21 protein-coding genes are annotated in these 25415 nt (G+C 69.8%); 9 read left to right on the forward strand and 12 right to left on the reverse strand.

The window, feature by feature from the left end; all coding sequences use genetic code 11:
• The 3 genes from AB0305_RS02840 to AB0305_RS02850 all read right to left on the reverse strand — a co-directional run.
• Positions 1–924 (reverse strand): MaoC/PaaZ C-terminal domain-containing protein (locus AB0305_RS02840; protein WP_290258873.1); only part of this gene is annotated, 924 nt, incomplete at its 3' end.
• The gene (locus tag AB0305_RS02845; RefSeq protein ID WP_364137358.1) at positions 921–2261 is read right to left on the reverse strand and encodes a 3-oxoacyl-ACP reductase; all 1341 of its coding nucleotides are present in this window, start codon (positions 2259–2261) and stop codon (positions 921–923) included. The genes AB0305_RS02840 and AB0305_RS02845, both read right to left, overlap by 4 nt.
• Before the next feature lie 10 nt (positions 2262–2271).
• The gene (locus AB0305_RS02850) at positions 2272–3636 is read right to left on the reverse strand and encodes an acetyl-CoA C-acetyltransferase (protein WP_364137360.1); all 1365 of its coding nucleotides are present in this window, start codon (positions 3634–3636) and stop codon (positions 2272–2274) included.
• Between the two features lie 68 nt (positions 3637–3704).
• Here AB0305_RS02850 and AB0305_RS02855 point away from each other — a divergent pair, with 68 nt between their 5' ends.
• Both AB0305_RS02855 and AB0305_RS02860 read left to right on the forward strand, forming a co-directional pair.
• Positions 3705–4409 (forward strand): TetR/AcrR family transcriptional regulator, encoded by a 705-nt coding sequence (locus tag AB0305_RS02855; RefSeq protein WP_364137938.1) that lies wholly within the window; start codon positions 3705–3707, stop codon positions 4407–4409.
• A gap of 100 nt (positions 4410–4509) precedes the next feature.
• Positions 4510–6675, forward strand: a complete 2166-nt coding sequence (locus AB0305_RS02860) for an acyl-CoA dehydrogenase (protein ID WP_364137362.1) — start codon at positions 4510–4512, stop codon at positions 6673–6675.
• A gap of 126 nt (positions 6676–6801) precedes the next feature.
• Here AB0305_RS02860 and glgA read toward each other — a convergent pair whose 3' ends face one another.
• Positions 6802–8001 (reverse strand): glycogen synthase, encoded by a 1200-nt coding sequence (gene glgA, locus AB0305_RS02865; protein ID WP_364137364.1) that lies wholly within the window; start codon positions 7999–8001, stop codon positions 6802–6804.
• Between the two features lie 96 nt (positions 8002–8097).
• Between glgA and glgC the strand changes: the two genes are divergently transcribed.
• The 3 genes from glgC (at position 8098) to AB0305_RS02880 (ending at position 11600) form a co-directional block, all read left to right on the forward strand.
• Positions 8098–9522 (forward strand): glucose-1-phosphate adenylyltransferase, encoded by a 1425-nt coding sequence (gene glgC / locus AB0305_RS02870; RefSeq protein ID WP_364137940.1) that lies wholly within the window; start codon positions 8098–8100, stop codon positions 9520–9522.
• 103 nt (positions 9523–9625) lie between these two features.
• Positions 9626–11077 carry an SDR family NAD(P)-dependent oxidoreductase gene (locus AB0305_RS02875; protein ID WP_364137942.1) on the forward strand — a complete coding sequence of 484 codons (1452 nt, stop codon included), beginning with the start codon at positions 9626–9628 and terminating at the stop codon, positions 11075–11077.
• A gap of 94 nt (positions 11078–11171) precedes the next feature.
• Positions 11172–11600 carry a pyridoxamine 5'-phosphate oxidase family protein gene (locus AB0305_RS02880; RefSeq protein ID WP_364137944.1) on the forward strand — a complete coding sequence of 143 codons (429 nt, stop codon included), beginning with the start codon at positions 11172–11174 and terminating at the stop codon, positions 11598–11600.
• Positions 11601–11627: 27 nt separating this feature from the next.
• Here AB0305_RS02880 and AB0305_RS02885 read toward each other — a convergent pair whose 3' ends face one another.
• On the reverse strand, positions 11628–12074 hold the full coding sequence (locus AB0305_RS02885; protein WP_364137366.1) for a universal stress protein: 447 nt from the start codon (positions 12072–12074) through the stop codon (positions 11628–11630).
• 420 nt (positions 12075–12494) lie between these two features.
• Between AB0305_RS02885 and AB0305_RS02890 the strand changes: the two genes are divergently transcribed.
• Positions 12495–13190, forward strand: coding sequence for a response regulator transcription factor (locus AB0305_RS02890; RefSeq protein WP_290258882.1), 696 nt, complete (start codon positions 12495–12497; stop codon positions 13188–13190).
• Positions 13191–13250: 60 nt separating this feature from the next.
• Here the strand turns inward: AB0305_RS02890 and AB0305_RS02895 are convergent, their stop codons facing one another.
• A complete protein-coding gene (locus AB0305_RS02895) occupies positions 13251–14948 on the reverse strand; it encodes a GAF domain-containing protein (RefSeq protein ID WP_364137368.1) in 1698 nt (565 codons plus the stop codon).
• Positions 14949–15121: 173 nt separating this feature from the next.
• Here AB0305_RS02895 and AB0305_RS02900 point away from each other — a divergent pair, with 173 nt between their 5' ends.
• Positions 15122–15634 carry a pyridoxamine 5'-phosphate oxidase family protein gene (locus AB0305_RS02900; RefSeq protein WP_364137370.1) on the forward strand — a complete coding sequence of 171 codons (513 nt, stop codon included), beginning with the start codon at positions 15122–15124 and terminating at the stop codon, positions 15632–15634.
• A 30-nt stretch (positions 15635–15664) separates the two neighbouring features.
• Here the strand turns inward: AB0305_RS02900 and AB0305_RS02905 are convergent, their stop codons facing one another.
• From AB0305_RS02905 to AB0305_RS02915, 3 genes are read right to left on the reverse strand one after another with little or no spacing between them, the layout of a single operon-like run.
• Entirely contained in the window at positions 15665–16516 is an 852-nt protein-coding gene (locus AB0305_RS02905) for a transglutaminase family protein (protein ID WP_364137372.1), read from the reverse strand.
• A complete protein-coding gene (locus AB0305_RS02910) occupies positions 16513–17439 on the reverse strand; it encodes an alpha-E domain-containing protein (RefSeq protein ID WP_290258886.1) in 927 nt (308 codons plus the stop codon). Before AB0305_RS02910 ends, AB0305_RS02905 begins: the two co-directional genes overlap by 4 nt.
• Positions 17432–19027, reverse strand: a complete 1596-nt coding sequence (locus AB0305_RS02915; protein WP_364137374.1) for a circularly permuted type 2 ATP-grasp protein — start codon at positions 19025–19027, stop codon at positions 17432–17434. Before AB0305_RS02915 ends, AB0305_RS02910 begins: the two co-directional genes overlap by 8 nt.
• Before the next feature lie 193 nt (positions 19028–19220).
• Between AB0305_RS02915 and AB0305_RS02920 the strand changes: the two genes are divergently transcribed.
• Positions 19221–20252 (forward strand): putative sulfate exporter family transporter, encoded by a 1032-nt coding sequence (locus tag AB0305_RS02920; protein ID WP_364137376.1) that lies wholly within the window; start codon positions 19221–19223, stop codon positions 20250–20252.
• Between the two features lie 34 nt (positions 20253–20286).
• Complete coding sequence (gene pepN, locus AB0305_RS02925) at positions 20287–22890, forward strand: aminopeptidase N (protein ID WP_364137378.1); 2604 nt, start codon at positions 20287–20289, stop codon at positions 22888–22890.
• A 77-nt stretch (positions 22891–22967) separates the two neighbouring features.
• Here the strand turns inward: pepN and AB0305_RS02930 are convergent, their stop codons facing one another.
• The 3 genes from AB0305_RS02930 to AB0305_RS02940 form a co-directional block, all read right to left on the reverse strand.
• Entirely contained in the window at positions 22968–24074 is a 1107-nt protein-coding gene (locus tag AB0305_RS02930; protein ID WP_364137380.1) for a lipoate--protein ligase family protein, read from the reverse strand.
• Positions 24075–24176: 102 nt separating this feature from the next.
• Entirely contained in the window at positions 24177–24434 is a 258-nt protein-coding gene (locus AB0305_RS02935; RefSeq protein WP_290258891.1) for a type B 50S ribosomal protein L31, read from the reverse strand.
• A gap of 173 nt (positions 24435–24607) precedes the next feature.
• Positions 24608–25414 (reverse strand): RNA methyltransferase, encoded by an 807-nt coding sequence (locus tag AB0305_RS02940; RefSeq protein ID WP_364137383.1) that lies wholly within the window; start codon positions 25412–25414, stop codon positions 24608–24610.
• Position 25415 lies beyond the last annotated feature (1 nt).

Genomic DNA, 25415 nt, shown 5'->3' on the forward strand with positions numbered 1-25415 from the left:
CGACAGGGGCGTGACGGAACCGCTGAAGTGCTTCCGGCCCGAGCGCGGGCTCCACGCCACGTACTCCGAGCCGAGCCAGGTGCCCTCCTCGGCCTGCGTAGTGCTGATGTCCAGCGCCACGCGGGCCGGCAGGAACACCGGCGCCTCGAAGCGGACGTCCCAGCGGAACGCGTCGCCCTTGGCGGCACCGACGTCGGCCAGCGCGCGGGACGCCAGGTACATCCCATGCGCAATCGAACGGCGCATGCCCAGAGCCTTGGCGCTGAGCACGCTCAGGTGGATCGGGTTAAAGTCACCCGAAACCGCGGCGTAGGCCCTCCCGGTGTCCACGCCCAGCTGCCACAGCGCCGTCGGGTCCGGCGCGGTGAACGCGGCCGGCGCCTGGGCCGTGGAGGGCTTGTCGATGCCGGGCAGGAAAACACCCTTGGCGAGGTAGGTAGACACGCCCCGCCACCGGACAGTGTCAGCGGCGTTGCCGTCCTCGGCCGCCCCGCGGACCTCGGCCACCAGGTCCAGCTGGGTGCCGGCGCGGTGGCCGCGCAGGTTCTCCGCCCAGGCCCGGATGTCCAGCGGCTCGGTGAACAGCACCGGCGCAGACTGCTCCACCGTGTTCTCGAGGTGGATCATGCCCAAAAGCGGCAGCGGGAAATCGTCCCGGTTCATCACGGACATCGCCAGCGGGAACGCCAGGGCGTGGATGAAACCGGCCGGCAGGATGTCGCTGGCCGTTTCACCGATCAGGTGCTGGTAGGCGGTCAGGTTGTCGACGCCGGCTCGGACTCCGCGGACCTCGTGGCTCTCGGCCGGCAGCGCGGTGCCGCCGTGGGCCCCGAGCAGCCGTCTACGCGCCGCAGACGCGGCAGCGTTGACGTACAACTTGGACAGCGACGGCATCTCCGCCAGCAGCACAGGCGCCGGACTCATGCTCCCACCAGGTTCTGGCCGCAGACCCGCAACACCTCTCCGGAGATGCCGCCGGCGGCGTCGCTGGCCAGGAACGCGATGGCCTCGGCCACGTCGCCGGGCCGGCCGCCCTGCTGCAGGGAGTTCAGTCGGCGCGCCACCTCGCGGGTGGCGAAGGGGATCTTGGCCGTCATCTCGGTTTCGATGAAGCCGGGGGCGACGGCGTTGATCGACCCGCCGTGCTCCGCGAGCAGCGGTGCGGTGGCCCGGACCATGCCCATCACGCCGCCCTTGGAGGCGGCGTAGTTGGTCTGGCCGCGGTTTCCGGCGATGCCGCTGGTGGAAGCCACGGAAACGATCCGCGGCGAGGTCCGGAAGTGCTCGGAGGCGAGCAGGGCCTCGTTGATGCGCAGCTGCGCGGCGATGTTGACCCCGATCACCGAGCTCCAGCGGGACTGGTCCATGTTGGCCAGCAGCTTGTCGCGGGTGATGCCGGCGTTGTGGACAACGATGTCGAGGCGGCCGTGGCGCTGCACGGCGTGGTCGATGATCCGCTGGCCGGCATCTTCGCGGGTGATGTCCAGCTGCAGTGCAGTTCCGTGGACCTCGTTGGCGACGGCCGCGAGGTGGTCCCCGGCGGCGGGAATGTCGATGACGATCACGGTGGCCCCGTCGCGGTGCAGGGTGCGGGCGATCGCGGCGCCGATCCCCCTCGCGGCGCCGGTAACTGCCGCGACCTTGCCGGTCAGCGGCTTCTCCGGGTCCGCGGGCAGTTCGCCGGCGTCGGAGGTGACGGTGAGGAACTGGCCGTCGACGAAGGCGGAACGGCCGGAGAGGAAGAACCGGAGGGCGCCGAGCGTTCCGGGACTGGTGGTCCGGGCGCCGTCGGCCAGGACGATGCCGTTGCCGGTGGCCCCGGCGCGCAGTTCCTTGGCGAGGGACCGGAGCAGGCCGTCGACTCCCTGCCGGGCCGCCGCGGCGGCCGGATCCGTCGCCTCGGCGGCGGAACGGGAGATCGTGACGACGCGGCCGCCGGAGGCGAGGTCGCGCAGCGAGGCGGCGGCGGTCAGGACGGGCCTCTCAAGGTCCTCGGGCCGGGCGGCCTCGTCGAGGACCAGGATGATGGCGCCGAGCTTCTCCCGGGGCACGGCGTGGCGGCGGACGTCGAGATCCCACGCCAGCAGCGCCGCGGCGAGCTCGTCCGCGCCGGCACCGGCGCCCTGGACCAGGATGGGTCCTTCGATCAGCGGCTGGCCGGGCCGGTAGCGGCGGAGTTCCACCGGCTGCGGCAGGCCGAGCTTCTTCGCGATGTCCCGGCCGAGGCCGCGGCTCACGAACTGGGTGTATTTGTCAGTCATCCGGTTCCCCCTAGTGTGCTTCCAGAATGGCGACGACGCCCTGGCCGCCGGCGGCGCAGACGGAGATCAGGCCGCGGGCGGGGCGGCCGTCCACGGTGCCCTTGCGGTGCAGCATGGTTGCCAGCGAGGCGACGATCCGTCCGCCGGTGGCGGCGAACGGGTGGCCGGCGGCCAGGGAGGAACCGTTGACGTTGAGCTTGGCCCGGTCCACGGCACCCAGCGCGCCGTCGAGCCCCAGCCGGGTCCGGCAGAACTCCTCGTCCTCCCAGGCCGCGAGGGTGCTAAGCACGGTGCCGGCGAAGGCCTCGTGGATTTCGAAGAAGTCGATGTCGTCAAAGGTCAGTCCGTGGCGGGCCAGCAGGCGCGGCACGGCGAAGACGGGGGCCATCAGCAGGCCGTCCTTGCCGTGGACGAAGTCGACCGCGGCCGCCTCGCCGTCCAGGACGGTGGCGAGCTTGGGCAGGTCGTGGGCGTCGGCCCATTCCTCGGAAGCCAGCAGCACCGTGGCGGCACCGTCGGTCAGCGGGGTGGAGTTGCCGGCGGTCATGGTGGCCTCGGCGCCGAGGTTCTTCCCAAAGACTGGCTTGAGCGTGGCGAGCTTTTCTAGGGTGGTGTCCGGGCGCAGGTTGGAGTCCTTGCTCAGGCCGCGGTACGGGGTGATGAGTTCGTCGAAGAACCCGTCGTCGTAGGCGGCGGCCAGGTTGCGGTGGCTGTTGTACGCCAGCTCGTCCTGTGCCTCGCGGGTGATCTTCCACTGCGCGGTGGTCAGGGCCTGGTGCTCACCCATGGACAGGCCGGTGCGCGGCTCGCCGGTGTTGGGCGCGTCGGGGGCCAGGTCCTTGGGGCGGATGCGGCTGAGGATCTGGAGCCGCTGCGGCAGGGTCTTGGCGCGGTTGAGGTCCAGAAGGATTTCGCGCAGGCCCTCGCTGACGGCGATCGGGGCGTCCGAAGCGGAGTCAACGCCGCCGGCGATGGCGGAGTCAATCTGGCCGAGCTTGATCTTGTTGGCCAGGCCCAGCACGGTCTCCAGACCGGTGGCGCAGGCCTGCTGCAGGTCGTAAGCGGGGGTCTCGGCGGAGAGGGCCGAACCCAGGACGGCCTCGCGGGTGAGGTTGAAGTCGCGCGAGTGCTTCAGCACGGCGCCGGCGGCCACCTCGCCGATCCGTTCATCCTGCAGGCCGAAGCGGGCGATCAGACCGTCCAGTGCGGCGGTCAGCATGTCCTGGTTGGAGGACTTGGCGTAGGCGCCGCCGGTGCGGGCGAACGGGATGCGGTTGCCGCCGACGACGACGGCCTTGCGCAGCTGCTGCACCGGTGCCGCCGGGCGAGCTACAGAGTCCTGCGGGCCGGGTGCGGGCGTTCCGTTTTCAGGCATGGGCTGTCTCCTAGGGATCTGAACGGTTACTGATACCCAGCGTACCTGATACGCTGGGTATCGTGAACATCCTGGAAGCAGACCCCGCCGCGCACGGCGCGTCCTCCGGCACGCCCGGCGCCGCCGTCGACGGGCGCGCCTCCCGCTGGCAGTCACACCGCGAGGAACGCCGCCGCGAACTCATCAAGTCGGCCCGCCGTGCGGTCCATGCCCTGGGCAGCGAGGCTTCGATGGAGGACATCGCCGCCGCCGCCGGGACCTCCAAGTCGGTCTTTTACCGCTATTTCGGGGACAAGGCCGGCCTGCAGCAGGCCGTTGGCGAGGTTGTCCTGAACCAGATGCAGCGCCGGATCGGTGAGGCCGCACAGGCCGCACAGACTCCGCGGGAGGGCCTCTTCGCGATGGTGTCGGCCTACCTGCAGATGGCCGAGACCAGCCCCAACGTCTACACGTTCGTGACCCGGTCCGCGCCAGGCGAGCCCGAAAGCCAGAACGGGCCTGCCGCCGCCGGCGCCCTCGGGCACTTCTTCGACGCCATCAGCGAGATGATCGCCGCCCCCATGCGCCAGCAGCTGCGCGCGGCCCCGGGCAAGGAGGCCGTGATCGGCTATTGGCCCAACGCCGCGATCGGCCTGGTCCGCAACGCCGGCGAACAGTGGCTGGCCAGCCCCGACTCCCCCGCCAAACCCGGGCAGGAGGCGATGGCGCGGCAGATCACCGACTGGCTCTGCTTCGGCATCGCCCCCGAACTCTCCGACCTGCCCTCCCCCTGAACCCTTGCCCCTGCACCCGCCCACCAGCACCACGATCCACCCGGCCCCGCGCCGGAAACCGCAACACCTGAACGATGTCAGTGCCAACGAAGGAATCGACATGACTGAACTAGCCGACCGCACCCCGGACACCACCAGCTCCTCCCGCCCCGCCGCCGCCCGCCCGCAGGGCACCGGCAGCCCCGCAGCGGGTGCCACCCGGGACGCGGCCCCCGCCGTCGACGTCGCCGCGCTCGGTGAGCAGCTGCTGGGCAAATGGGCGGACGTCCGCCGCCAGGCCCGCGAACTGGCCGGCCGCGAGGAACTGCACAAGATCGAGGGCCTGACCCACACCGATCACCGCAAGCGCGTGTTCGGCCAGCTCGGCATCCTGGTGGACAACGGCGCCGTGCACCGGGCCTTCCCGAAGGAACTCGGCGGCGCGGACGAACACGGCGCCAACATTGCCGGCTTCCAGGAACTCGTGGTGGCCGACCCGTCGCTGCAGATCAAGGCCGGCGTCCAGTGGGGCCTGTTCGGCTCCGCCGTCAACCACCTGGGCACAGAGGAACACCACAAGAAGTGGCTCCCGGGCATCATGAGCCTGGAGATCCCCGGCTGCTTCGCCATGACCGAGACCGGCCACGGCTCCGACGTCGCAAGCATCGCCACCACCGCCACGTATGACCCGGACGCCGGGGAATTCGTGCTGCACACGCCGTTCCGCGCCGCCTGGAAGGACTACATCGGCAACGCCGCCAACGACGGCCTGGCCGCCGTCGTATTCGCCCAGCTGGTGACGCGGGGCGTCAACCACGGCGTGCACGCCTTCTACGTGGAGCTGCGCGACCCGGAGACCAAGGAGTTTCTGCCCGGCATCGGCGGCGAGGACGACGGCGTCAAGGGCGGCCTCAACGGCATCGACAACGGCCGGCTGCACTTCACCCAGGTCCGGGTCCCCCGCACCAACCTGCTCAACCGCTACGGCAACGTCGACGCCGACGGTACCTACACTTCGCCAATCGGCAGCCCGGGCCGGCGCTTCTTCACCATGCTGGGCACCCTGGTTCAGGGCCGTGTGTCCCTCGACGGCGCCGCCGTGACCGCCTCCAAGCTGGCACTCAAGACCGCCATCCAGTACGCCACCGAACGCCGCCAGTTCAACGCCTCCTCGCACACCGACGAAGAGGTGCTGCTGGACTATCAGCGGCACCAGCGCCGCCTGTTCACCCGCCTGGCCACCACCTACGCGGCCGGCTTCGCCAGCGAGCAGCTGCTGGAGAAGTTCGACGACGTCTTCTCCGGCCGCGCCGACACGGACGAGGACCGCCAGGACCTGGAAACCCTGGCCGCGGCCCTCAAGCCGCTGAGCACCTGGCACGCCCTGGACACCATCCAGGAGTGCCGCGAGGCCTGCGGCGGCGCCGGCTTCCTGATCGAGAACCGCTTCGCCTCGCTGCATGCGGACCTCGACGTGTATGCCACCTTCGAGGGCGACAACACCGTCCTGCTGCAGCTCGTGGCCAAGCGCCTGCTGGCCGATTACGCCAAGGAGTTCCGCGGCGCCGACTTCGGCGTGCTGGCCCGCTACGTCGTCGGCCAGGCCGGCGGCGCGGCGATCCACCGCACCGGCCTGCGCGGCGTGGCACAGTTCGTGGTGGACACCGGCTCGGTCCAGAAGGCCGCCAGCGCCATCAAGGACGAGGCCAACCAGCGCGCGCTGCTCACCGAGCGCGTCCAGGCCATGGTGGCCGAGGTCGGATCCGCGCTGCGCGGGGCGAACAAGCTCCCGCAGGAGAAGGCCGCCGCCCTCTTCAACAGCCACCAGGACGAACTCATCGAGGCGGCCCTGGCGCACGCCGAGCTGCTGCAGTGGGAGGCCTTCACCGAGGCCCTGCACCGGGTCACCGACCCCGGCACCAAGACCGTGCTGACCTGGCTGCGTGACCTGTTCGGTCTCTCCCTGATCGAGAAGCACCTCTCCTGGTACCTGATGAACGGCCGCCTCTCCATGCAGCGCGCCCGCACCGTGGGCGAATACATCAACCGCCTGCTGGTGAAGATCCGCCCGCACGCCCTGGACCTGGTGGACGCCTTCGGCTTCGGCCCCGAGCACCTCCGGGCCGCGATCGCCACCGGCGCCGAGAAGACCCGGCAGGATGAGGCGCGGGAGTACTTCCGGCATCAGCGCGCCAGCGGCCAGGCCCCGGTGGATGAGAAGACTCTCCTGGCCCGCGAGGCGCGGGAGCAGAAGGCTGCCAAGGCCGCGGGTAAGGCCAAGCGCTAGGTCCGCACCCCGCGTCCGATACGACGACGGCGGCGCCGCCCCCAGGGATGGGGACGGCGCCGCCGTCGTTAATCTGCCGTGCTGACCGGCCGGGCTACTGCCGGCCGGTCCGCCTTGCGGGCAAGGTTACTGCGGCAGGACCGAGCGGTAGACCTCAAGCGTGGTCTCCGTGATCGACTCCCAGGAGAAGTGCTCCTCGGCCCGGCGCCGGCCGGCCCGGCCCATGGCGCGGGCACGCTCCGGATCGGAGACGACCTCGGTGAGGGCGGCGGCGAATTCGCGCACGAACTTCTCGGGATCCAGCGGGGTTCCGGTGCCGTCGGTGACCTGTTCGAGTACCACGAGCAGTCCGGTCTCGCCGTGCTGCACCACCTCGGGGATGCCGCCGGTGGCGCTGGCCACCACCGCAGCGCCGCAGGCCATCGCCTCGAGGTTGACGATGCCGAGCGGCTCGTAGATCGAGGGGCAGGCGAACGCGGTGGCGTGGCTGAGCACCTGGATGAGCTCGTGCCGCGGCAGCATCCGCTCGATCAGGACCACGCCGCTGCGCCGGGCCTGCAGGTCCTCGATCAGGCGCGCGGTCTCGGCGGCCAGTTCCGGAGTGTCCGCGGCGCCGAGGCAGAGCACCAGTTGCACGTCGGCCGGGAGTTCGGCGGCCGCCCGCAGCAGGTACGGGACGCCCTTCTGCCGGGTGTTGCGGCCGACGAAGACCACGCTGGGCCGGGCCGGGTCGATGCCGAGGGCGCGAATGGCATCGTCGTTCTCGTCCCGGTTCCACAGGCTGACGTCAATGCCGTTGTGCACCACCCGCACCTTGGCGGGGTCCACGTCCGGGTAGCTGCGCAGGATGTCCTGCCGCATGCCCTCGGAGACGGCGATGATCGCGGCGGCGGACTCGTAGGCGGTCTTCTCCACCCAGGAGGACACGGCGTAGCCGCCGCCGAGCTGCTCGGCCTTCCACGGCCGCAGCGGTTCCAGGCTGTGGGCGCTGAGCACGTGCGGGATGCCGTGCAGCAGGGCCGCGATGTGGCCGGCCATGTTCGCGTACCAGGTGTGCGAGTGCACAAGGTCGGCCCCGGCGACGTCGGGGACGATCCGGAGGTCGACGCCGAGGGTCTGGACGGCGGCGTTGGCGCCGGCCAGGTCCTCCGGGACGGGGTAGGAGGTCACGGTGGCACCGTGGTAGTCGGGATCGCGGGGGGCGCCGAAGGCCCGCACCTGCAGGTCCACGTGGCTGGCCAGGACGCGGCTCAGTTCGGCCACGTGGACGCCGGCGCCTCCGTAGATTTCGGGCGGAAATTCCTTGGTCACTATGTCTATTCGCACATTCCCCAAGGTAGTCGTTCGGGCTGATCTGTTCTAGTGTGAAGAGGTCCGGGCACACCGGACTGTTTTGGGGAGTTACGAAGGCGTTCAGGAGCGATCACCATGCCGCAGCAGAAAAAAGTCTTGGCCATTGTCCTCGCAGGTGGCGAGGGGAATCGGCTGATGCCGTTGACGGCGGACAGGGCCAAGCCGGCCGTCCCCTTCGCCGGCAGTTACCGGCTCATTGATTTCGCTCTTTCGAACCTCGTGAATTCCCGTTATTTGCAGATTGTGGTGCTCACTCAATACAAATCCCACAGCCTGGACCGTCATATTTCCGAAACCTGGCGGATGTCCACCCAGCTCGGCAATTACATCGCCTCCGTCCCCGCCCAGCAGCGCGTGGGCAAGAGCTGGTTCCTGGGCAGCGCGAACGCCATCTACCAGTCCCTGAACCTGATCCACGACGCCAACCCGGACATCGTCGTCGTGGTCGGCGCCGACCACGTCTACCGCATGGACTTCGCCCAGATGGTGGCACAGCACGTCGCCAGCGGCGCCAAGGCCACCGTGGCGGCGGTCCGCCAGCCGCTGCACATGGCGGACCAGTTCGGCGTGATCGAGGTGGACCAGAACGACCACCAGAAGATCGCCGCGTTCGTCGAGAAGCCCTCCTCCACCCCGGGCCTCGCCGCCGACCCCAGCCAGTTCCTCGCCTCGATGGGCAACTACGTCTTCGACGCCGATGCCCTCGTGGAGGCCCTGCACGTGGACGCCGAACGGCTCGACACCAAGCACGACATGGGCGGGGACATCATTCCCTACTTCGTGGACAAGGGCGAGGCCGGCGTCTACGACTTCACCACCAACGACATCCCCGGCTCCACCGAACGGGACCGCACCTACTGGCGCGACGTCGGCACCATCGACTCGTTCTACGACGCGCACATGGACCTGATCTCCCCCGTCCCGGTGTTCAACCTCTACAACTCCGAGTGGCCGATCTACACCCGGCAGAGCATCTCCCCGCCGGCGAAGTTCGTCCGCGGCGAGGGCAAGACCGTCGGCACTGCCCTGGATTCCATCGTCGCCAGCGGCGTCGTCATCTCCGGCGGCATCGTGGAGGGCTCCGTGCTCTCCAACGACGTCTACGTCAGCACCGCCAGCCGGGTCCTGGACTCGGTCCTGATGGACAAGGTGCAGGTCGGCCCGGGCGCCGTCGTGAAGCGCGCGATCGTGGACAAGAACGTCCGGATCCCCGCCGGCGCGGCGATCGGCCTGGACCCGGACCTGGACCGCGCCCGCGGCTTCAAGGTCACCGACTCCGGCATCACGGTCCTCGCCAAGGGCCAGGAGGTCCCGGAGCCGGGTGAGGCCGAGCGCGCCCTCTCCGCAGCGAACCTGTACCAGGTGCCGGATGCTGTCCGGACGGCCACCGAGAACTGGCCGGCCGGCCGGGAGTCGATGGAGAAGGTGGGCGAGGTGCACGCCGCCGCCGTCGGCGTCGAGACCCCGGCCGCCCCGCACACCCAGGCCCCGTAACCGACGGGGGCGTCGGGAGGAGCCCTGCGCTGCCGGTAAAATTGGCACAATGAGCTCCCCCGACCTGCCCTCCGAACCGGCCAGCGACACCCCCGCGGAGGCCGTGCCGGTGGCCGACCTCAGCCCCGAAGAGATCGCCGCCTGTCTCAAGGTGCTGAACACCATCCACGCCTACGACGACGAGCACCCGGACTATGTCGCCGTCCGCCGCGCTACCGGCAAGATGTTCAAGGCGGTCAAACGGCACCGGCGGACCACCAAGCGGGACCTGATCGCCGAGGCGGACCGGGCCGTGATCGCCCAGACCGCCACCGCCGCCCCGGACCGGATCGACGACGAGACCCGCGGCAACAAGCTCGCCACCTCCGCCACCGGGGAGGTTGCCGGCCACCTGATCCGGTCCCGGCCCTGCTACATCTGCAAGCAGCACTACACCCAGGTGGACGCCTTCTACCACCAGCTCTGCCCGGAGTGCGCGCTCTTCAGCCACAGCAAGCGCGACGCCCGCACGGACCTGACCGGACGCCGGGCGCTGTTGACCGGCGGCCGGGCCAAGATCGGCATGTACATCGCCCTGCGGCTGCTCCGTGACGGCGCCCACACCACCATCACCACCCGGTTCCCCAAGGACGCCGCCCGCCGGTTCGCCGCCATGGAGGACAGCGCCGACTGGCTGCACCGGCTGCGGATCGTGGGTATCGACCTGCGCGACCCCTCCCAGGTGATGGCCCTGACCGATTCCCTGGACGCCGCCGGCCCGCTGGACATCATCATCAACAACGCCGCCCAGACCGTGCGCCGCTCCGGCAACGCCTACAAGCCCCTGGTCGACGCCGAGGATGAGCCGCTGCCGGCCGAGCTGCAGGCCGCGAACGGTGGCCCCGAGCTGGTCACCTTCGGTCACGCCCACGACAAGCACCCGCTGGCCCTGGCCTCCTCCGTGCTGGACCACCCGGTGCTGGCCGGGGACGCCATCACCTCGCTGGCGCTCTCGACCGGCTCGGCATCGCTGGAGCGCATCGCCTCGGGCACCGCAATCGACGCCGGTGGCCTGGTCCCGGACCTGGCCACCATCAACAGCTGGACCCAGGTGGTGGACGAGGTGGACCCGCTGGAGATGCTCGAGGTCCAGCTCTGCAACGTCACCGCACCCTTCCTGCTGGTCAGCCGGCTGCGGCCGTCGATGCGGCGCTCGGACGCCCGGCGCAAGTACATCGTGAACGTCAGCGCCATGGAGGGCCAGTTCTCCCGTGCCTACAAGGGTCCCGGCCACCCGCACACCAACATGGCCAAGGCCGCGCTGAACATGATGACGCGCACCAGCGCCAAGGAGATGCTGGAAACCGACGGGATCCTCATGACCGCCGTCGACACCGGCTGGATCACCGACGAGCGGCCGCACTACACCAAGGTCCGGCTGATGGAGGAAGGCTTCCACGCCCCGCTGGACCTCGTGGACGGTGCCGCGCGGGTCTACGACCCGATCGTCATGGGCGAGGCCGGGGAGGACCAGTACGGGGTGTTCCTGAAGGACTACAAGCCCAGCCCCTGGTGACGCCACGGGCCTAATGGCCCTGATCCGTGCGGGGGCGCCTCCGTACCGTGGACCTGTGACTACGACGACGCCTCCGCCGGATTTCAACCTGTCCATGGACCAGTGCTGGGCCCTCCTCGACAGCGAGGTGGTGGGCCGGGTCGCGCTGATCGTGGACGGCCATCCGGAGGTCTTCCCGGTGAACTTTGTCCTGCACCGCCGCTCGATCGTCTTCCGCACCGCCGGCGGCACGAAGCTCTGGGGCGCAATCACCGCGAAGCCGGTGGCGTTCGAAATCGACGGCTACGACGCGCACGAGGAAACAGCCTGGAGCGTCATGGCCCGCGGCGAGGCGGAACTGGTCGAGGACCAGGCCGAGAAGGACGCGGTGGACGCCCTGCTGCTGGAACCCTGGCAGCCGGGAGAGAAGAGCTTCTACGTGCGGGTGCCGCCCAAGGCGCTGACCGGCCGCCGGTTCAAGGTGACCCAGCCCGATGTCTGGAAGACCCGGCTGGCGGACCCGCGGCGAGCCTCTTTCGAGTAGAGCCTTCGGGGGCGCCGGCAACTCTTCCTAGCGCCGCTTCTCCGGCGTGTGCACCACGAGGACCGGGCAGTGTGCATGGGCCACGAGTGCAGAACTGACCGAGCCGAGCAACAGTCCGCCGAAGCCGCCGTGGCCGCGCCGGCCCAGCACCATCAGGTCCGCGTTGCGGGACTCGTCGATGAGGACCCGCCGCGGGTTGCCCTGCACCAACCGGGATTCGACGTTCTCCGGGAGCGTGTCGCCGAAGGCGGTGTTCAGCGCGTCCTGCAGGATCTCTCCGGCCCGGACGTCGAAGTCGTTGATGCCCATGGCCACATACCCGTCGTAGACCGGCGGGAAGTCCCAGCAGGCCAGGGCGGTGACGCGGGCATGGAACGGCTCGGCCAGGACCCGTGCCTGCCGGAGGGCCTCCACCGAGGCGTCCGAACCGTCGACGCCTACCAGGATGCTGCGGATGCCCTGTGCCTCGCTCATCTGTGTTCCCCTTCGCTTGCCCGCCTGTGTTGCCTTGTGCCGTGCCCGAACCCGTTGCACCGGTGGGGCATGGCTTCAAACACTACGGCGACGGCGTTCCCCGGCTAGGGCCAAAGGTCACCTTTCCCGGCTCCGCCGCGCCGGGGGACGAACGGCCCTTTACGCAGGTGAGCACGGGGGATGAGAATGGCCGTGGCAGCGGTTTACCGGCGGAGATCCCGTCGGCACAGCCCACCCGGGGACACGGTTTCGGGCGCACCGCCGCCGCCGTGGCTTCGGGGGGAGCCACAGTTGCATGAAGGTTGGATCGTCAGTCTGCCGCAGTCCGCTGCCGGCAGGACGCGTGAACAGGGCGCCGGCCGGGCGCCGGGGTCCGTCAGGCTCCCGGGCAGCCTCGGACGGCGGCCGGATGGGAAACACATGATTGCCTGGGCAGATGCCGGTCTCACCGCACCAGAGGGCACCGCGGCGGTGATCAAGGTCTTCATCCTCGACGACCACGAGCTGGTCCGCCGCGGATTGCAGGAACTCCTCGAGGGCGAGGGATTCCAAGTCGTCGGAAGTTCCGGCTCCGCAGTGGAGGCCACCCGACGCATCCCGGCCCTGCATCCGGACGTCTGTGTCCTGGACGCCCGGCTGCCGGATGGAACCGGGATCGAGGTCTGCCGCGACGTCCGCTCCATCGATCCCTCGTTGAACTGCATCATCCTCACGAGTTTCGACGACGACCAGGCACTGCGTGGCGCGGTCCTCGCCGGCGCGTCCGGCTACATCCTCAAAGAGATCGGCGGGACCGACCTGATCGGGGCGCTGCGGCGCGCCGCGGCCGGCGAGTCGCTCTACGAAAAGGGCGTGGCGGAGGGCGTCATGGAGAGCCTGGTGGAACCGGAGGAAGTCGATCCGCGGACCGCCGCGCTGACGCCGCAGGAACGCCGCGTGCTGGAGCTCGTGGGCGAGGGACTCACCAACCGGCAGATCGCCGCCGAGATGTTCCTCGCCGAAAAGACGGTGAAGAACTACGTCTCCTCGCTGCTGGCCAAGCTCGGCTTCGAGCGGCGGACCCAGGCCGCGGTGTTCATCGCCAGCCCGGCCGCGCAGCACGCCAACGGCGCCTGAGCCGGTCGCCACAGGTCCCCGGGCACGCAGGCCTGAAAACGACGCCGGCCTGCGCCCGGGCTAGAGCGGGACGGACCACTCCACGCTGGTTCCCTCGTCCGGGGCTGAGACGATCACGCACTCGCCGTCGAGCATCCGTGCCCTGTCCTCCAGATTGGCCAGGCCGTTGCGGGCCGCCGCGTTGGTGAAACCCGACCCGTTGTCCGTCACCACCACCGTGACCCGGCCCTTCACCACGGCCACCGAAACGGAAATCGCGTCCGCGCCCGAGTGCCGGATGGCGTTGCTCAGCCCCTCGGAGACCACGGCCACCACATTGTCGGCCTTCTCCGCCGGGACGGTGTCGATCGGGCCGGTCAGCGTCAGCCGCGGCGTGAACGGCAGCGATTTCGCCGAACTCCTGGCCACGCGGCGGATCCGTCCGCTGAGCGGGTCGGAATCGGTCTGGCTGTGCCGGAGCGAGTAGATGGTATCCCGGAGACTGCGGATAGCTTCGTCGAGCTCGCCGGTAATGTTCCGGATCCGTTCGGTGGCGAGGTCGTCCTTGGTGAAACGTGCCAGGCTCTGGACGCTGAGGCCCGCGGCGAAGAGCCGCTGGATGACCAGGTCGTGCAGGTCACGGGCGATCCGGTCCCGGTCTGTGAAGACGAGCAGTTCCTCCCGGAGCCGGTGAACGCGCGCCAGTTCCATGGCCAGCGCCACGTGCGAGCCAAACACGGCCCCCATCTCCCGATCGGTCCGGTCGTACGGGGCGGCCTCGGGCTCCCGGGCAAGCAACAGAAGTCCGTGGTGGGAGCCGCGGGCGCTGAGGCCGACCGCCAGCAACGGTCCGGTGCTGTGGTCATCGCATAGTTCCAGCACGCTGGAGGCCGAGGGAAAGAGGACCGGTTCGCCACCGGCGAGGACATCCTGCAGTTCGGGATGGTTCAGTAGGAGCGGGGCGCCGCTGAAGTCGGCAGCCTGCTCCCCCGCCGCGCCGACCACCACGTGGCCAGCGGCTGAGTCGGCTGGGGCGACAATCAGAGCGAGCCGGGACCGCGATTCGAGCCGGGCCCGCTCGGCAATGGGATCGAGGTCGGATTCGAGGTGGTCTCCGTCGCCGGCGAGCATCGTGCCCGTGACATCCATCGACGCCTCCAGCCAGCGCGCGCGGCGCCGGGCGTCGTCGTACAGGGTGGCGTTCTCGATCGCGACGGCGGCCGCCGCGGCCAGCGCCACGGCCAGGGCCTCGTCCTCATCGCTGAAGTCCTCTCCCCCGGCCTTCTCGGTCAGGTAGAGGTTGCCGAAGACCTTGTCCCGGACGCGGATGGGGACGCCCAGGAAGGTGTTCATCGGCGGGTGGTTCGGCGGGAAGCCGGTGGCCTCCGGGTGGGCGCCGAGCTTGTGCAGTCGCAGAGGCTTGGGGTCGCTGACCAGCAGGCCCATGACCCCGTGGCCGGTGGGCTGGCGGCCGATCCGGGCGGCAGCCGCGGCGTCGATGCCGACGGTGACGAAATGGTTCAGGGTGTTGTCCTCTCCCATCACGCCCAGGGCGCCGTAACGTGCGTGCAGGAGGGTGCAGGCGGATTGGACGAGGCGTTCCAGTACGGCGTCGAGGCTCAGGTCCTCGGCCAGGGCCACCACCGCTTCCAGCAGTCCGGCCATTCGTTCCCGGGATTGCATCAGTTCCCCGCCCCGGGTGACGAGATCCCTGAGTACGTCTTCGGCTTTGGCGTTGCCGGACGCTATTGAGTCCGGTCCCTGATCAAGAGACTGCATGGTGCCCCCGCAAACTGTGCAAGATGCTGACATCCACCATCCACGCTGATGGTTTGCTGTCAGAATACTCCCACTCCCGGGCGCCGGGGGCCAGAGCCGAAGCACCCCACTTGCGGCCCGGCGGGACGTTGGTCCCTAGATTGCCCCGGGCCCTCTGGCATAAGCTCGCCGCCATGAGCACTGACCCGCAGCAGACAGGGCACCCCGTGGACAAAAAGGACGCCGCATCAGGACCGCACGCCGTCGAAAACCTGGACAACCACGAATGCTGGCGGCTGCTGCGCAGCGTCAGCGTCGGCCGGATGGCGGTCTGGGTGGATGACCATCCGGATATCTTCCCGATCAACTACAAGGTGGACCACGGCACCCTGGTGTTCCGCACCGCGGACGGCACCAAGCTCCAGGCCGCCACGGGCGACACTCCGGTGGCGGTGGAGGCCGACGGCGTGGACGCGGACACCGGGATCGCGTGGAGCGTGGTGGTCAAGGGCCAGGCCGCCCCGGTGAAAAACCAGGAGGAAGTGCTGGACACCGTGGGCCTGCTCCTCTTCCCGTGGCAGGCGGGAAAGAAGGAACACTTCGTCCGGATCACCCCGGATTCCGTGACCGGACGCCGCTTCAAGATCGTGCCGCCCCTGACCTGGTGGACGCCGCTGGACGACGCCACCCGCTCCGGCCTGGAGTAGCCGGACGGCGTTGCCCTATCCGGTGCCTGCTCAGGCCAGGCGGGTGATCTCCACCGTCACGGACAGTGCCGAACCGCCGCCGCCGGAGAGGATGCCCTTCAGCGGGGGCACGTCCCGGTAGTCCCGGCCGCGGGCCACGGTGACGTGGAAATCCCCGGCAGGCTTGTGGTTCGTCGGGTCCCAGCTGCGCCACTCGCCGTCCCACCACTCCAGCCACGCGTGCGACTGGCCGGCGACGGTCTCGCCGATGGCCGCCGTCGAGCGCGGGTGCAGGTAACCCGAGACATAGCGGGCGGGGATGCCGCAGCTACGCAGCGCGCCGATGGCCAGGTGGGCCAGGTCCTGGCAGACGCCCTGACGCTGGTTCCAGGCCTGCTCGGCGTTGGTGGTAACGCCGGTGGAGCCCTTCATGTAGGTCATCTCCCCGCGCATCCACTCGAACACGGCCATGGCCGCCTCGTGCGGGTTGCGGCCGGCGACGACGCCGGGGACGATGTCCAGGACCTCCGCGCCGGGACCGGTCAGCTGCGACTGCGGGATCCAGTCGCTGAACTGGTCCAGCGTCTCCGGGGCGGTGAGCACGTCCCAGCCCACGATGTCGGCCTCCGAAGGGATCCGCTCCACCCGATGCACCTCCACGGTGGTGGTGGAGAGGACCTCGAGGTGCTCGTGCGGCATCTGCATGTCGAACGCCGTGACCCGGGTGCCCCAGTAGTCCCGGTAGCTGCTGAGCGCTGCCTGCGACGGTGAGACCTTCATGGAAGACTCCAGAACCACCTGCTGGGGGTCCGTCAGCGGCGTCATCCGGGCCTCGTTGTAGGAGAGGGTGACGCGCTTGTTGTACTTGTACGCGGTCCGGTGCGTGATGCTCAGCCGGGTCATGAAACTTCTCCCACCCAGGCCAGTTCGTCTGCCTGATTGAAGTACTTACGGGAAATGGCGTCCGAGGCCTGCGAGACGGCCTTCTGCACGCGCTCCATGTGCTCGGGGAGCTCGGACATCAGGTCATCGGTCCGGTGGAACTCGAGGAAGGTGCGGGCCTGGCCCACGATCCGGCGCGCATCGTTGATGAAGCCCACACGCTGGGCCGACGGGTCCAGCTTGGCCAGGCAATCGTCCGCGTCGCGCAGCGCGTACACGATCGAGCGCGGGAAGAGCCGGTCCAGCAGCAGGAACTCGGCCGCGTGCTGGTCGCCGAAGGCCGCCCGGCGGGTGCGGAGGAAGGATTCGTAGGCGCCGGCGCAGCGGAGCATGTTCACCCAGGACATGCCGGCGGAGAGTACGTCGCGAGTGGAGAGCATGCGCGCGGTCATGTCGGCGCGTTCCAGCGACCGGCCGAGGACCAGGAAGAGCCAGCTCTCGTCGTGGCTGACGGTGGTGTCGGCGAGGCCGCTGACCATGGCGGTCCGCTCCAGCACCCAGTTGCAGAACCGGTAGGTGCCCACCACGTCCTTACGGTGCTGATTCAGCCCGTAGTAGGTGGTGTTCAGGCTCTCCCAGAGGCCGGAGGAGACGGTTTCCCGGGCGCGGCGGGCGTTCTCCCGGGCGGCGCCGAGCGATCCGGCGATGGAGGTGGCGCTGTGCTTGTCGTAGGCCAGGTCGTGCAGCAGCTCGTCCAGGCCGAAGTCCTCGGACTGGGGACGGGCGCCCATGACGGCCAGCAGCTCCCGGGCGACGCTGCGTTGTTCCTCCATCGGCAGGTGGTTCAGGCGCTCCAGGTGGACGTCCAGAATGCGCGCGGTGCCGTCGGCCCGCTCCACATAGCGGCCGATCCAGAACAATGATTCCGCGATCCGGCTAAGCATGCTCGGGTACCTCCTGGGCCTCGGCCATCTGCTGCTGTTGCTGTTCCTTCTGGCTGTCGCGCCAGTTGCTTTCCACCGGCCAGACCGAGACCCGCTCCCGGATGGCGAAGGCCGGCTTCGGGATGACCTCCACGGGCACCTGCGCCGAATCGGCCAGCACCCAGGTGTCCTTGGACCCGCCGCCCTGGCTGGAGTTCACGATCAGGGAGCCCTCCTTCAGCGCTACGCGGGTCAGGCCGCCGGGGAGCACCCAGACGTCGTCGCCGTCGTTGACCGCGAAGGGGCGCAGGTCCACGTGCCGGGGGCCGAACTTGTCGCCGCTGAGGGTGGGGACGGTGGAAAGCTGCAGCACCGGCTGCGCGATCCAGCCGCGGGGGTCGCTGATGATCCGCTTGCGCAGGGCGTCGAGCTCCTCGCGGGAGGCGTCGGGTCCGATCACCAGGCCCTTGCCGCCGGAGCCGTCCACGGGCTTGACCACCAGTTCATCCAGCCGGTCCAGGACGTGTTCGCGGGCTTCCTTCTCCTCCAGCCGGAAGGTGTCCACGTTCGCGATCACCGGTTCCTCGTTGAGGTAGTAGCGGATCAGGTCCGGGACGTAGCTGTAGACCAGCTTGTCGTCGGCGACGCCGTTGCCCACGGCGTTGGCGATGGTCACGCCGCCGGCGCGGGCGGCGTTGACCAGGCCCGGACAGCCGAGCATGGAGTCGGAGCGGAACTGCAGCGGGTCGAGGAACTCGTCGTCGATGCGCTTGTAGATGACGTCCACGCGCTGCTCACCGGCGGTGGTGCGCATGTAGACGCGGTTGCCGCGGCAGATCAGGTCGCGGCCCTCCACCAGTTCGACGCCCATCAGGCCGGCCAGCAGGGTGTGTTCGAAGTAGGCGCTGTTGAAGACCCCCGGGGTCAGGACGACGACGGTGGGGTCGTCGACGCCGGAGGGCGCGGTCTTACGCAGGGCCGAAAGCAGGCGGCGGGGGTATTCCTCGACCGGGCGGACGCGCTGCTGGCCGAAGGCCTCGGGCAGGCCCTTGGCCATGGCGCGGCGGTTTTCGAGGACGTAGCTGACGCCGGAGGGGACGCGGACGTTGTCCTCCAGGACGCGGAAGGTTCCGGCCTCGTCACGGATGACGTCGATGCCGGAGATGTGCACGCGGACGCCGCCGGCGGGCTCGAACCCGTGGACCTGGCGGTGAAAGTGCGCGCTGGTGGTGACGAGCTGCCGCGGGATAACGCCGTCGGAGACGACGGCCATCTTGTCGTAGACGTCATTCAGGAACGCCTCGAGCGCCTTGACCCGCTGGGCCACGCCGCGTTCCAGGACGGTCCACTCGTCCGCCGGGATGACGCGCGGCACGATGTCCAGCGGGAACGGCCGCTCCTCCCCCGCGAAGTCGAAGGTGACGCCGCGGTCCAGGAAGGTGCGGGCCATCGAATCGGCGCGGGCGGTGACGTCGGCGAGGGAGAGTTCGCGGAGCGCCCCGGCCACCTGGCCGTAGGAACGGCGGGCCTGCTGGCCGGGCGCGAACATCTCGTCGTACGCCCCGCTGCGGCCGGCGGCCTCGGAGTAATCCTGAAAAAGGTCAGACATGCCCACTAGCCAACCATTTTTTGGTCCCGATTTCATATCGGCGCACCCCTTTTGGCGTGTTGCAGCCCACGCGGTGCCGTGGTACAGCTCACGCCGGCTCCGGGGCGGGTGACGGCGACCGATCCGGTGGCATGGCAGGCAGGGTTTTCCCGCCGAAATGGGGATTCCGGGCCCGATGCGGCACAGTGGACCCGTGCCACGAGACCTTCACCCTTTCACCGCTTCCCTGCGCGGCCTGCCGCCGCTACTTCCCGGGCTGCTGGCCTGCGCCGCCGCCGTCGCTGCCGCCCTGGCCGTCCACGCGCTGGTGCCCGCGCTGCCCGCCATGACGGTTGCCGTCGTGCTCGGCCTGCTCGCCGCGAATCTCCCGGGCATTTCCGCCTGGACGTCCGGGCCGGGCCGGGCGGGACTGGGGTTCGCCGGGAAGCACCTGATGCGCAGCGGCATCGTGGTGCTGGGCCTCAAGGTCAGCGTGGTGGACGTCCTGGGCCTCGGCTGGCCCGCGCTGCTGCTGATCACCGGCGTCGTCCTGGTCTCGTTCGCCGGCACCTATGGCATCGGCCGGATCTTCCGGCTGCCCCCGAGCGTGTCGCTGCTCATCGCCACTGGCTTCGCGATCTGCGGCGCCTCCGCGATCGGGGCCATGGCCGCGGTCCGCCGCATCCGGCAGCAGGACACGGTGTTGCCGGTGGCCCTGGTGACGCTCTGCGGCACCCTCGCGATCGGCGTCCTGCCGCTGCTCACCGGCCCGCTGGGACTAGGCCCGCAGCTCTTCGGCGCCTGGGTGGGGGCATCCGTGCACGACGTCGGCCAGGTGGTGGCCACCGCGCAGACCGCCGGCGCCGCGGCCCTGGCGGTGGCGGTGATCGTGAAGCTGACCCGGGTGCTGCTGCTGGCCCCGATGGTAGCCGTCGCCGGGCTGCACCACCGGCTCCGCGATGATTCCGGCGGGACCATGCCTCCGGTGGTGCCCTTGTTCGTGCTGGGGTTCGTCGCGATGGCCGCGCTCCGCTCCACCGGGGTGCTGCCCGCGGGCGTGCTGGAGGCGGCCGCCCTGCTGCAGGACATCCTGCTGGGCATGGCCCTGTTCGGGCTGGGGTCCGCCGTCCGGGTCCGCGAACTGCTGCGGACCGGCACCCGGGCGCTGCTCGCGGCCCTCGCGGCGTGGCTGCTGATCGCCGCCCTCGGCCTGGGCGCGGCGGTCCTGATGCTGCCCGGGCACTGAGCTGCGCGGGGCGCCTGCGTGATTAGATAGCAGCGTGTCCAACCAGAATTTGACCAGTGAAGAAGCGGCCGCCCGCTCGGCCCTGATCACCACGCACAGCTACGATGTGTCCCTCGATGTCCGGCAGGCCGCGGACCCCACGGTGGCCGGCTACCCCAGCCGCAGCGTCATCACCTTCGCCGCCGCCGAACCAGGGTCCAGCACCTTCCTGGACTTCATCAGCTCCGAGGTGCACAGCGTGTTCCTCAACGGCAAGGGCCTGCCCGTGGCCGACGTCGTCGACGGATCCCGGATCCGGCTGGACAACCTGCAGGCCGAGAACCAGGTCACCGTCACCGGCACCGCGCTGTACAGCACCTCCGGGGAAGGCATGCATCGGTTCTTCGACCCCGCCGACGGCCAGTGCTACCTGTACACCCAGTACGAGCCGGCTGACGCCCGCCGGGTCTTCGCCAACTTCGAACAGCCGGACCTCAAGGCAGAGTTCACCTTCCATGTGATGGCGCCGTCGGGCTGGCAGGTCGCCTCCAACGGCGTCGAGGCCGCCCGTACCCAGCTCACCAGCGACCCGGCCACCAGCCGCTGGGACTTCGCCCCGACCAAGCCGGTGTCCACGTACATCACCAGCGTCCTCGCCGGCCCCTACTTCCGCGCGGACAGCAGCTGGCAGGGCACCCTCTCCGACGGGACCGCACTGGAGGTGCCACTGGCCGTGTACTGCCGGGCGTCGATGGCCTCCTCCTTCGACACCGATGAGCTGTTCCGGTTGACGGGCAACGGCCTGGACTTCTTCAATCGGCTCTTCGACTACCCCTACCCGTGGGGCAAATACGACCAGGCGTTCGTCCCCGAATACAACCTCGGGGCGATGGAAAACCCGGGCCTGGTGACCTTCACCGAGAGCTACGTCTTCACCTCCCGGGCCACGGATTCGCAGTACCAGGGCCGGGCCAACACCCTCTTGCACGAGATGGCGCACATGTGGTTCGGCGACCTGGTCACGATGCAGTGGTGGAATGACCTCTGGCTCAAGGAATCCTTCGCCGACTACATGGGCACCCTGGGCGTGGACCGGACCACGGACTGGGACACCGCCTGGGTGAACTTCGCCAACAACCGCAAGGCGTGGGCCTATGTCCAGGACCAGCTGCCCACCACCCACCCGATCGTGGCGGACATCCCGGACCTGGAGGCCGCCAAGCAAAACTTCGACGGCATCACCTATGCCAAGGGCGCCTCGGTCCTCAAGCAGCTGGTGGCCTATGTGGGGTTTGAGGACTTCATCGCCGGCTCACGCCGCTACTTCCGCGACCACGCGTTCGGTAACACCACCCTGGCCGACCTGCTGGCCGCCCTCAGCGCCGCCTCCGGCCGGGACCTGGGCCCCTGGGCCCGGCAGTGGCTGCAGACCTCCGGGATCTCCACTCTCACACCCGAGATCACCGACGAGGACGGGGTGCTGACCGCCGTGGGCGTGCGACAGGACGCCACCGACCCGGTGACCGGCTCCCCCGAACCCCGCCCGCACCGGCTGCGGATCGGCCTCTACAACCGGGATGCGGACGGCGCCCTGGTCCGCACCGCCAGCGTGGAAACCGACGTTGACGGCGGACACACCGCCATTCCGGACCTCACCGGAAAGCCCCGGCCGGAGCTGCTGCTGGTCAACGACGAGGACCTCAGCTACGCCAAGGTCCGGCTGGATCCGGTGTCCGAGGCCACGGTCCGGGAATCCCTGGACCGCATCACCGACCCGATGGCCCGCGCGCTCTGCTGGACCGCGCTCTGGGACTCGGCCCGGGACGCCGTCACGCCCGCCGCGGACTACGTGGCAGCGGTGCAGCGGTTCGGTCCCGCGGAAACCGGCATCGGCGTGCTGCTCGCGATTCTGGGCAACGCCGCCACCGCCGTCGAACGCTACGTCCCCGCCGCGGAACGGGACGCCGTGCGCCGCACCTTCCTGGACGCCGCCGTCGCCCAGCTCGAGCAGGCCGGCCCCGGCTCGGACCAGCAGCTGGCCTGGGCCCGCACCGTTGCCGCGGCCAGCCGCCACGACGGCAGCCGCCTGCCCCTGCTGCGCGGCCTGCTGGACGGCAGTACCGTGATTGAGGGGCTGGCGGTCGACGCCGAACTCCGCTGGAACCTCTGGCACGCCCTCGCCGCCAACGGCCAGGCCGACCCGCACGAGCTCGACGCCGAACTCTCCCGCGACAACACCGCCTCCGGCCGTTCGGGACACGCCACGGCCCTGGCCGCACGGCCCGACCCGCAGGTCAAGGCCAAGGCGTGGGAGGCCGCTGTCAACGGCACGGACCTGTCCAACCAGCAGCTCAGCGCCACGATCGCCGGCTTCACCACGGCGCGCGCGGAATTGCTGGCCGGCTTCGTGGACCCCTACTTTGAGGCGCTGGAGCGGGTCTGGGGCAGCCGCAGCATCGAAATCGCCAGCAGGATCGTCCGCGGGCTGTACCCGGCGGGGCAGGATCTCAGCGGCCACGCCCCGGCAGAGCACCCGGTGGTGGTCAGGACGGACCGCTGGCTCACCGAACACGCGGACGCGCCGCGGGCCCTCCGACGGATCGTCATCGAGCAGCGCAGCCACCTGCTGCGGGCGCTCACCGCGCAGGCCGCCGGCTAACGCACCCGCCCGCTAACTTACCTCCAGCGGGCAACGGCAGCCGGCTGGCTGCCGTTTACGGACGTGGCGGGTGCGGGCTACGGGACCCGGTGCAGCCACTCCTCGGTGGCGAACTTGGCCTCCACCCGCGCCCGCGCGGCGTCGAGTTCGACGTCGGTAAGCTCGGCCGGCGTCGCGCCGTACCGGTCGGTGAACACCTCGATCATCGCCGCCACGATGTCGGCCCGGCTCAGGCCGGTCTGGCGGCGCAGCGGGTCCACGCGCTTCTTGGCGCTGGTGGTGCCCTTGTCCGAGAGCTTCTCCTTGCCGATCCGGAGCACCTCGACCATCTTGTCGGCGTCGATGTCGTAGCTCATGGTCACGTGGTGCAGCATGCCGCCGTTGGCGAGCCGTTTCTGCGCGGCGCCGCCGATCTTGCCCTGGTCCGTGGCGATGTCGTTGAGCGGGACGTAGAAGGCGTTGATGCCCACCTTTTCCAGGGCGGCGAGGACCCAGGCGTCCAGGAAGCCGTAGGAGTCGGCGAAGCTCAGCCCGTCCACCAGAGTCTGCGGCAGGTAGAGCGAGTAGGTGATGCAGTTGCCGGCTTCCATGAACATGGCGCCGCCGCCGCTGATCCGCCGGACCACGCTGATGCCGTGCCGGCTGACGCCCTCGGGCTGGACCTCGTTGCGGACCGACTGGAAGCTGCCGATCACCACGGAGGGCTCCTCCCAGTCCCAGAACCGCAGGGTGGGATTGCGGCGCCCGGCACCGACCTCCTCGGTGAGGACCTCGTCCAGGGCAACGTTCACTTGCGTGGGCAGCACCGTGGGGGCGATGACGTTCCAGTGGTGGTCGCCCCAGCCGGTGGCCTTGGCCAAGGCCCTGCGCACGGCGATCGCGACGGCCTCGGCGGACAGGCCGAACAGCACGGTGCCCTCCGGCAGCGCCGCGGTGACGGCGGCGGCGAGGTCGGCCGCCGGAGTCTCGGCGGGGAGCCCGGTGAGGGCCCGGTTGATCTCCGGCAGCGCCTCGTCGGGCTCGAGGAAAAAATCGCCGCTGATGGACACGTGTCTGAGCACGCCGTTGTCCACCTCGAGGTCGGCGACCACCAGCTTGCCGCCGGGGACCTTGTATTCGCCGTGGCGGCGGCCGCCGTCGCCGTTTCCGTCTGCCGTTGCGGGGGTGGAAGAGGAGGAAGTCATACCCTCAATCCTGCCACGAGCGCGGCGGCGGGACAGGGCGGCGGTTAACGCGAAAGGCCCGCACCGTTGCCGGTGCGGGCCTCCCAAGACCTTGGAGCAGAATTACTTCTTGCCGCCGAAGCCCTTGAAGCGAGCGTTGAAGCGCTCGACGCGGCCTGCGGAGTCCATGATGCGCTGCTTACCCGTGTAGAACGGGTGGGACTCGGAGGAGATTTCGACGTCGATGACCGGGTAGGTGTTGCCGTCTTCCCACTCGATGGTCTTCGAGGAAGAAACGGTGGACTTGGTCAGGAACTTGACGCCGGAAGCCAGGTCGTTGAAAACAACAGCTTCGTACTTCGGGTGGATATCTGCCTGCATAATTGGACCTTTGTTCGCGCAACTGGATTTTGCCAGCTGCCAGGTATGAGTTGGAGTTGGCGTGCCGATCACACGGCACGGCCAGCTGTAAATGATACCGCAGTCACGGGCCTCCCGCGAACGCGGGGCCGCAGGTGCCGGCGCCAGGTACGTGCGCAGGCCAGGGCGCCGCCTCAGCGGGCGCGGAGTTCCCAGAACGCGACCGCGGAGGCCGCGGCGACGTTCAGCGAGTCCACGCCGGGACGCATTGGGATCTTGACCGCGAGGTCGACGGCGGCGAGGGTCTCCGGGCTCATGCCGGCGCCCTCGGTGCCGAGGACCAGCGCCAGCTTCTCCGGGTTGCGTGCGGCGAGCTCGTCGACGTCGACGGCGTCGTCAGTGAGCTCCATGGCGGCCACGGTGAAGCCGTGGTCCCGGAGGACGGCAAGGTCCGCGGGCCAGTCCTCCAGCCGCGCCCAGGGCACCTGGAAGACCGTGCCCATGCTGACCCGGACGCTGCGGCGGTACAGCGGGTCCCCGCAGCGCGGCGTCACCAGCACCGCGTCCAGGCCCAGGGCCGCGGCGGAGCGGAAGATGGCGCCGACGTTGGTGTGGTCCACGATGTCTTCGAGCACGGCGATGCGGCGGGCGCCGGCGAGCAGCTCCGGCAGCGGCACCGGGGCCGGCCGGTGCATGGCGGCCATGGCCCCGCGGTGCAGGTGGAATCCGGTGATCTCCTCCAGCAGGGCGGCCGGGCCGACGTAGACCGGGACGTCCGGGTACTGCTCGAACACGTCCGCCAGGTCCGCCAGCCACTTTTCGGCGAGGAAGAAGGACCGGGGCCGGTGGCCGGCGGCGAGGGCCCGGCGGAGCACACGGGAGGACTCGGCGATGTAGAGGCCCTCGGCGGGTTCGCGGATCTTGCGGAGGTGGACGTCGGTCAATTGGGTGTAGTCGGCGACGCGGGGATCGTCCGCGGACTCGAGGTGGTGCAGGGGCATC

This window comes from Arthrobacter sp. NPDC080086 (assembly GCF_040702285.1).

Coding starts and splice junctions, on each gene's coding strand:
- AB0305_RS02845 (WP_364137358.1), bottom strand. CDS start 2,261: ATGACTGACAAATACACCCAGTTCGTGAGCCGCGGCCTCGGCCGGGAC.
- AB0305_RS02850 (WP_364137360.1), bottom strand. CDS start 3,636: ATGCCTGAAAACGGAACGCCCGCACCCGGCCCGCAGGACTCTGTAGCT.
- AB0305_RS02860 (WP_364137362.1), top strand. CDS start 4,510: ATGACTGAACTAGCCGACCGCACCCCGGACACCACCAGCTCCTCCCGC.
- AB0305_RS02880 (WP_364137944.1), top strand. CDS start 11,172: ATGGACCAGTGCTGGGCCCTCCTCGACAGCGAGGTGGTGGGCCGGGTC.
- AB0305_RS02885 (WP_364137366.1), bottom strand. CDS start 12,074: ATGAGCGAGGCACAGGGCATCCGCAGCATCCTGGTAGGCGTCGACGGT.
- AB0305_RS02890 (WP_290258882.1), top strand. CDS start 12,495: ATGATTGCCTGGGCAGATGCCGGTCTCACCGCACCAGAGGGCACCGCG.
- AB0305_RS02895 (WP_364137368.1), bottom strand. CDS start 14,948: ATGCAGTCTCTTGATCAGGGACCGGACTCAATAGCGTCCGGCAACGCC.
- AB0305_RS02900 (WP_364137370.1), top strand. CDS start 15,122: ATGAGCACTGACCCGCAGCAGACAGGGCACCCCGTGGACAAAAAGGAC.
- AB0305_RS02905 (WP_364137372.1), bottom strand. CDS start 16,516: ATGACCCGGCTGAGCATCACGCACCGGACCGCGTACAAGTACAACAAG.
- AB0305_RS02910 (WP_290258886.1), bottom strand. CDS start 17,439: ATGCTTAGCCGGATCGCGGAATCATTGTTCTGGATCGGCCGCTATGTG.
- AB0305_RS02915 (WP_364137374.1), bottom strand. CDS start 19,027: ATGTCTGACCTTTTTCAGGATTACTCCGAGGCCGCCGGCCGCAGCGGG.
- AB0305_RS02930 (WP_364137380.1), bottom strand. CDS start 24,074: ATGACTTCCTCCTCTTCCACCCCCGCAACGGCAGACGGAAACGGCGAC.
- AB0305_RS02935 (WP_290258891.1), bottom strand. CDS start 24,434: ATGCAGGCAGATATCCACCCGAAGTACGAAGCTGTTGTTTTCAACGAC.
- AB0305_RS02940 (WP_364137383.1), bottom strand. CDS start 25,414: ATGCCCCTGCACCACCTCGAGTCCGCGGACGATCCCCGCGTCGCCGAC.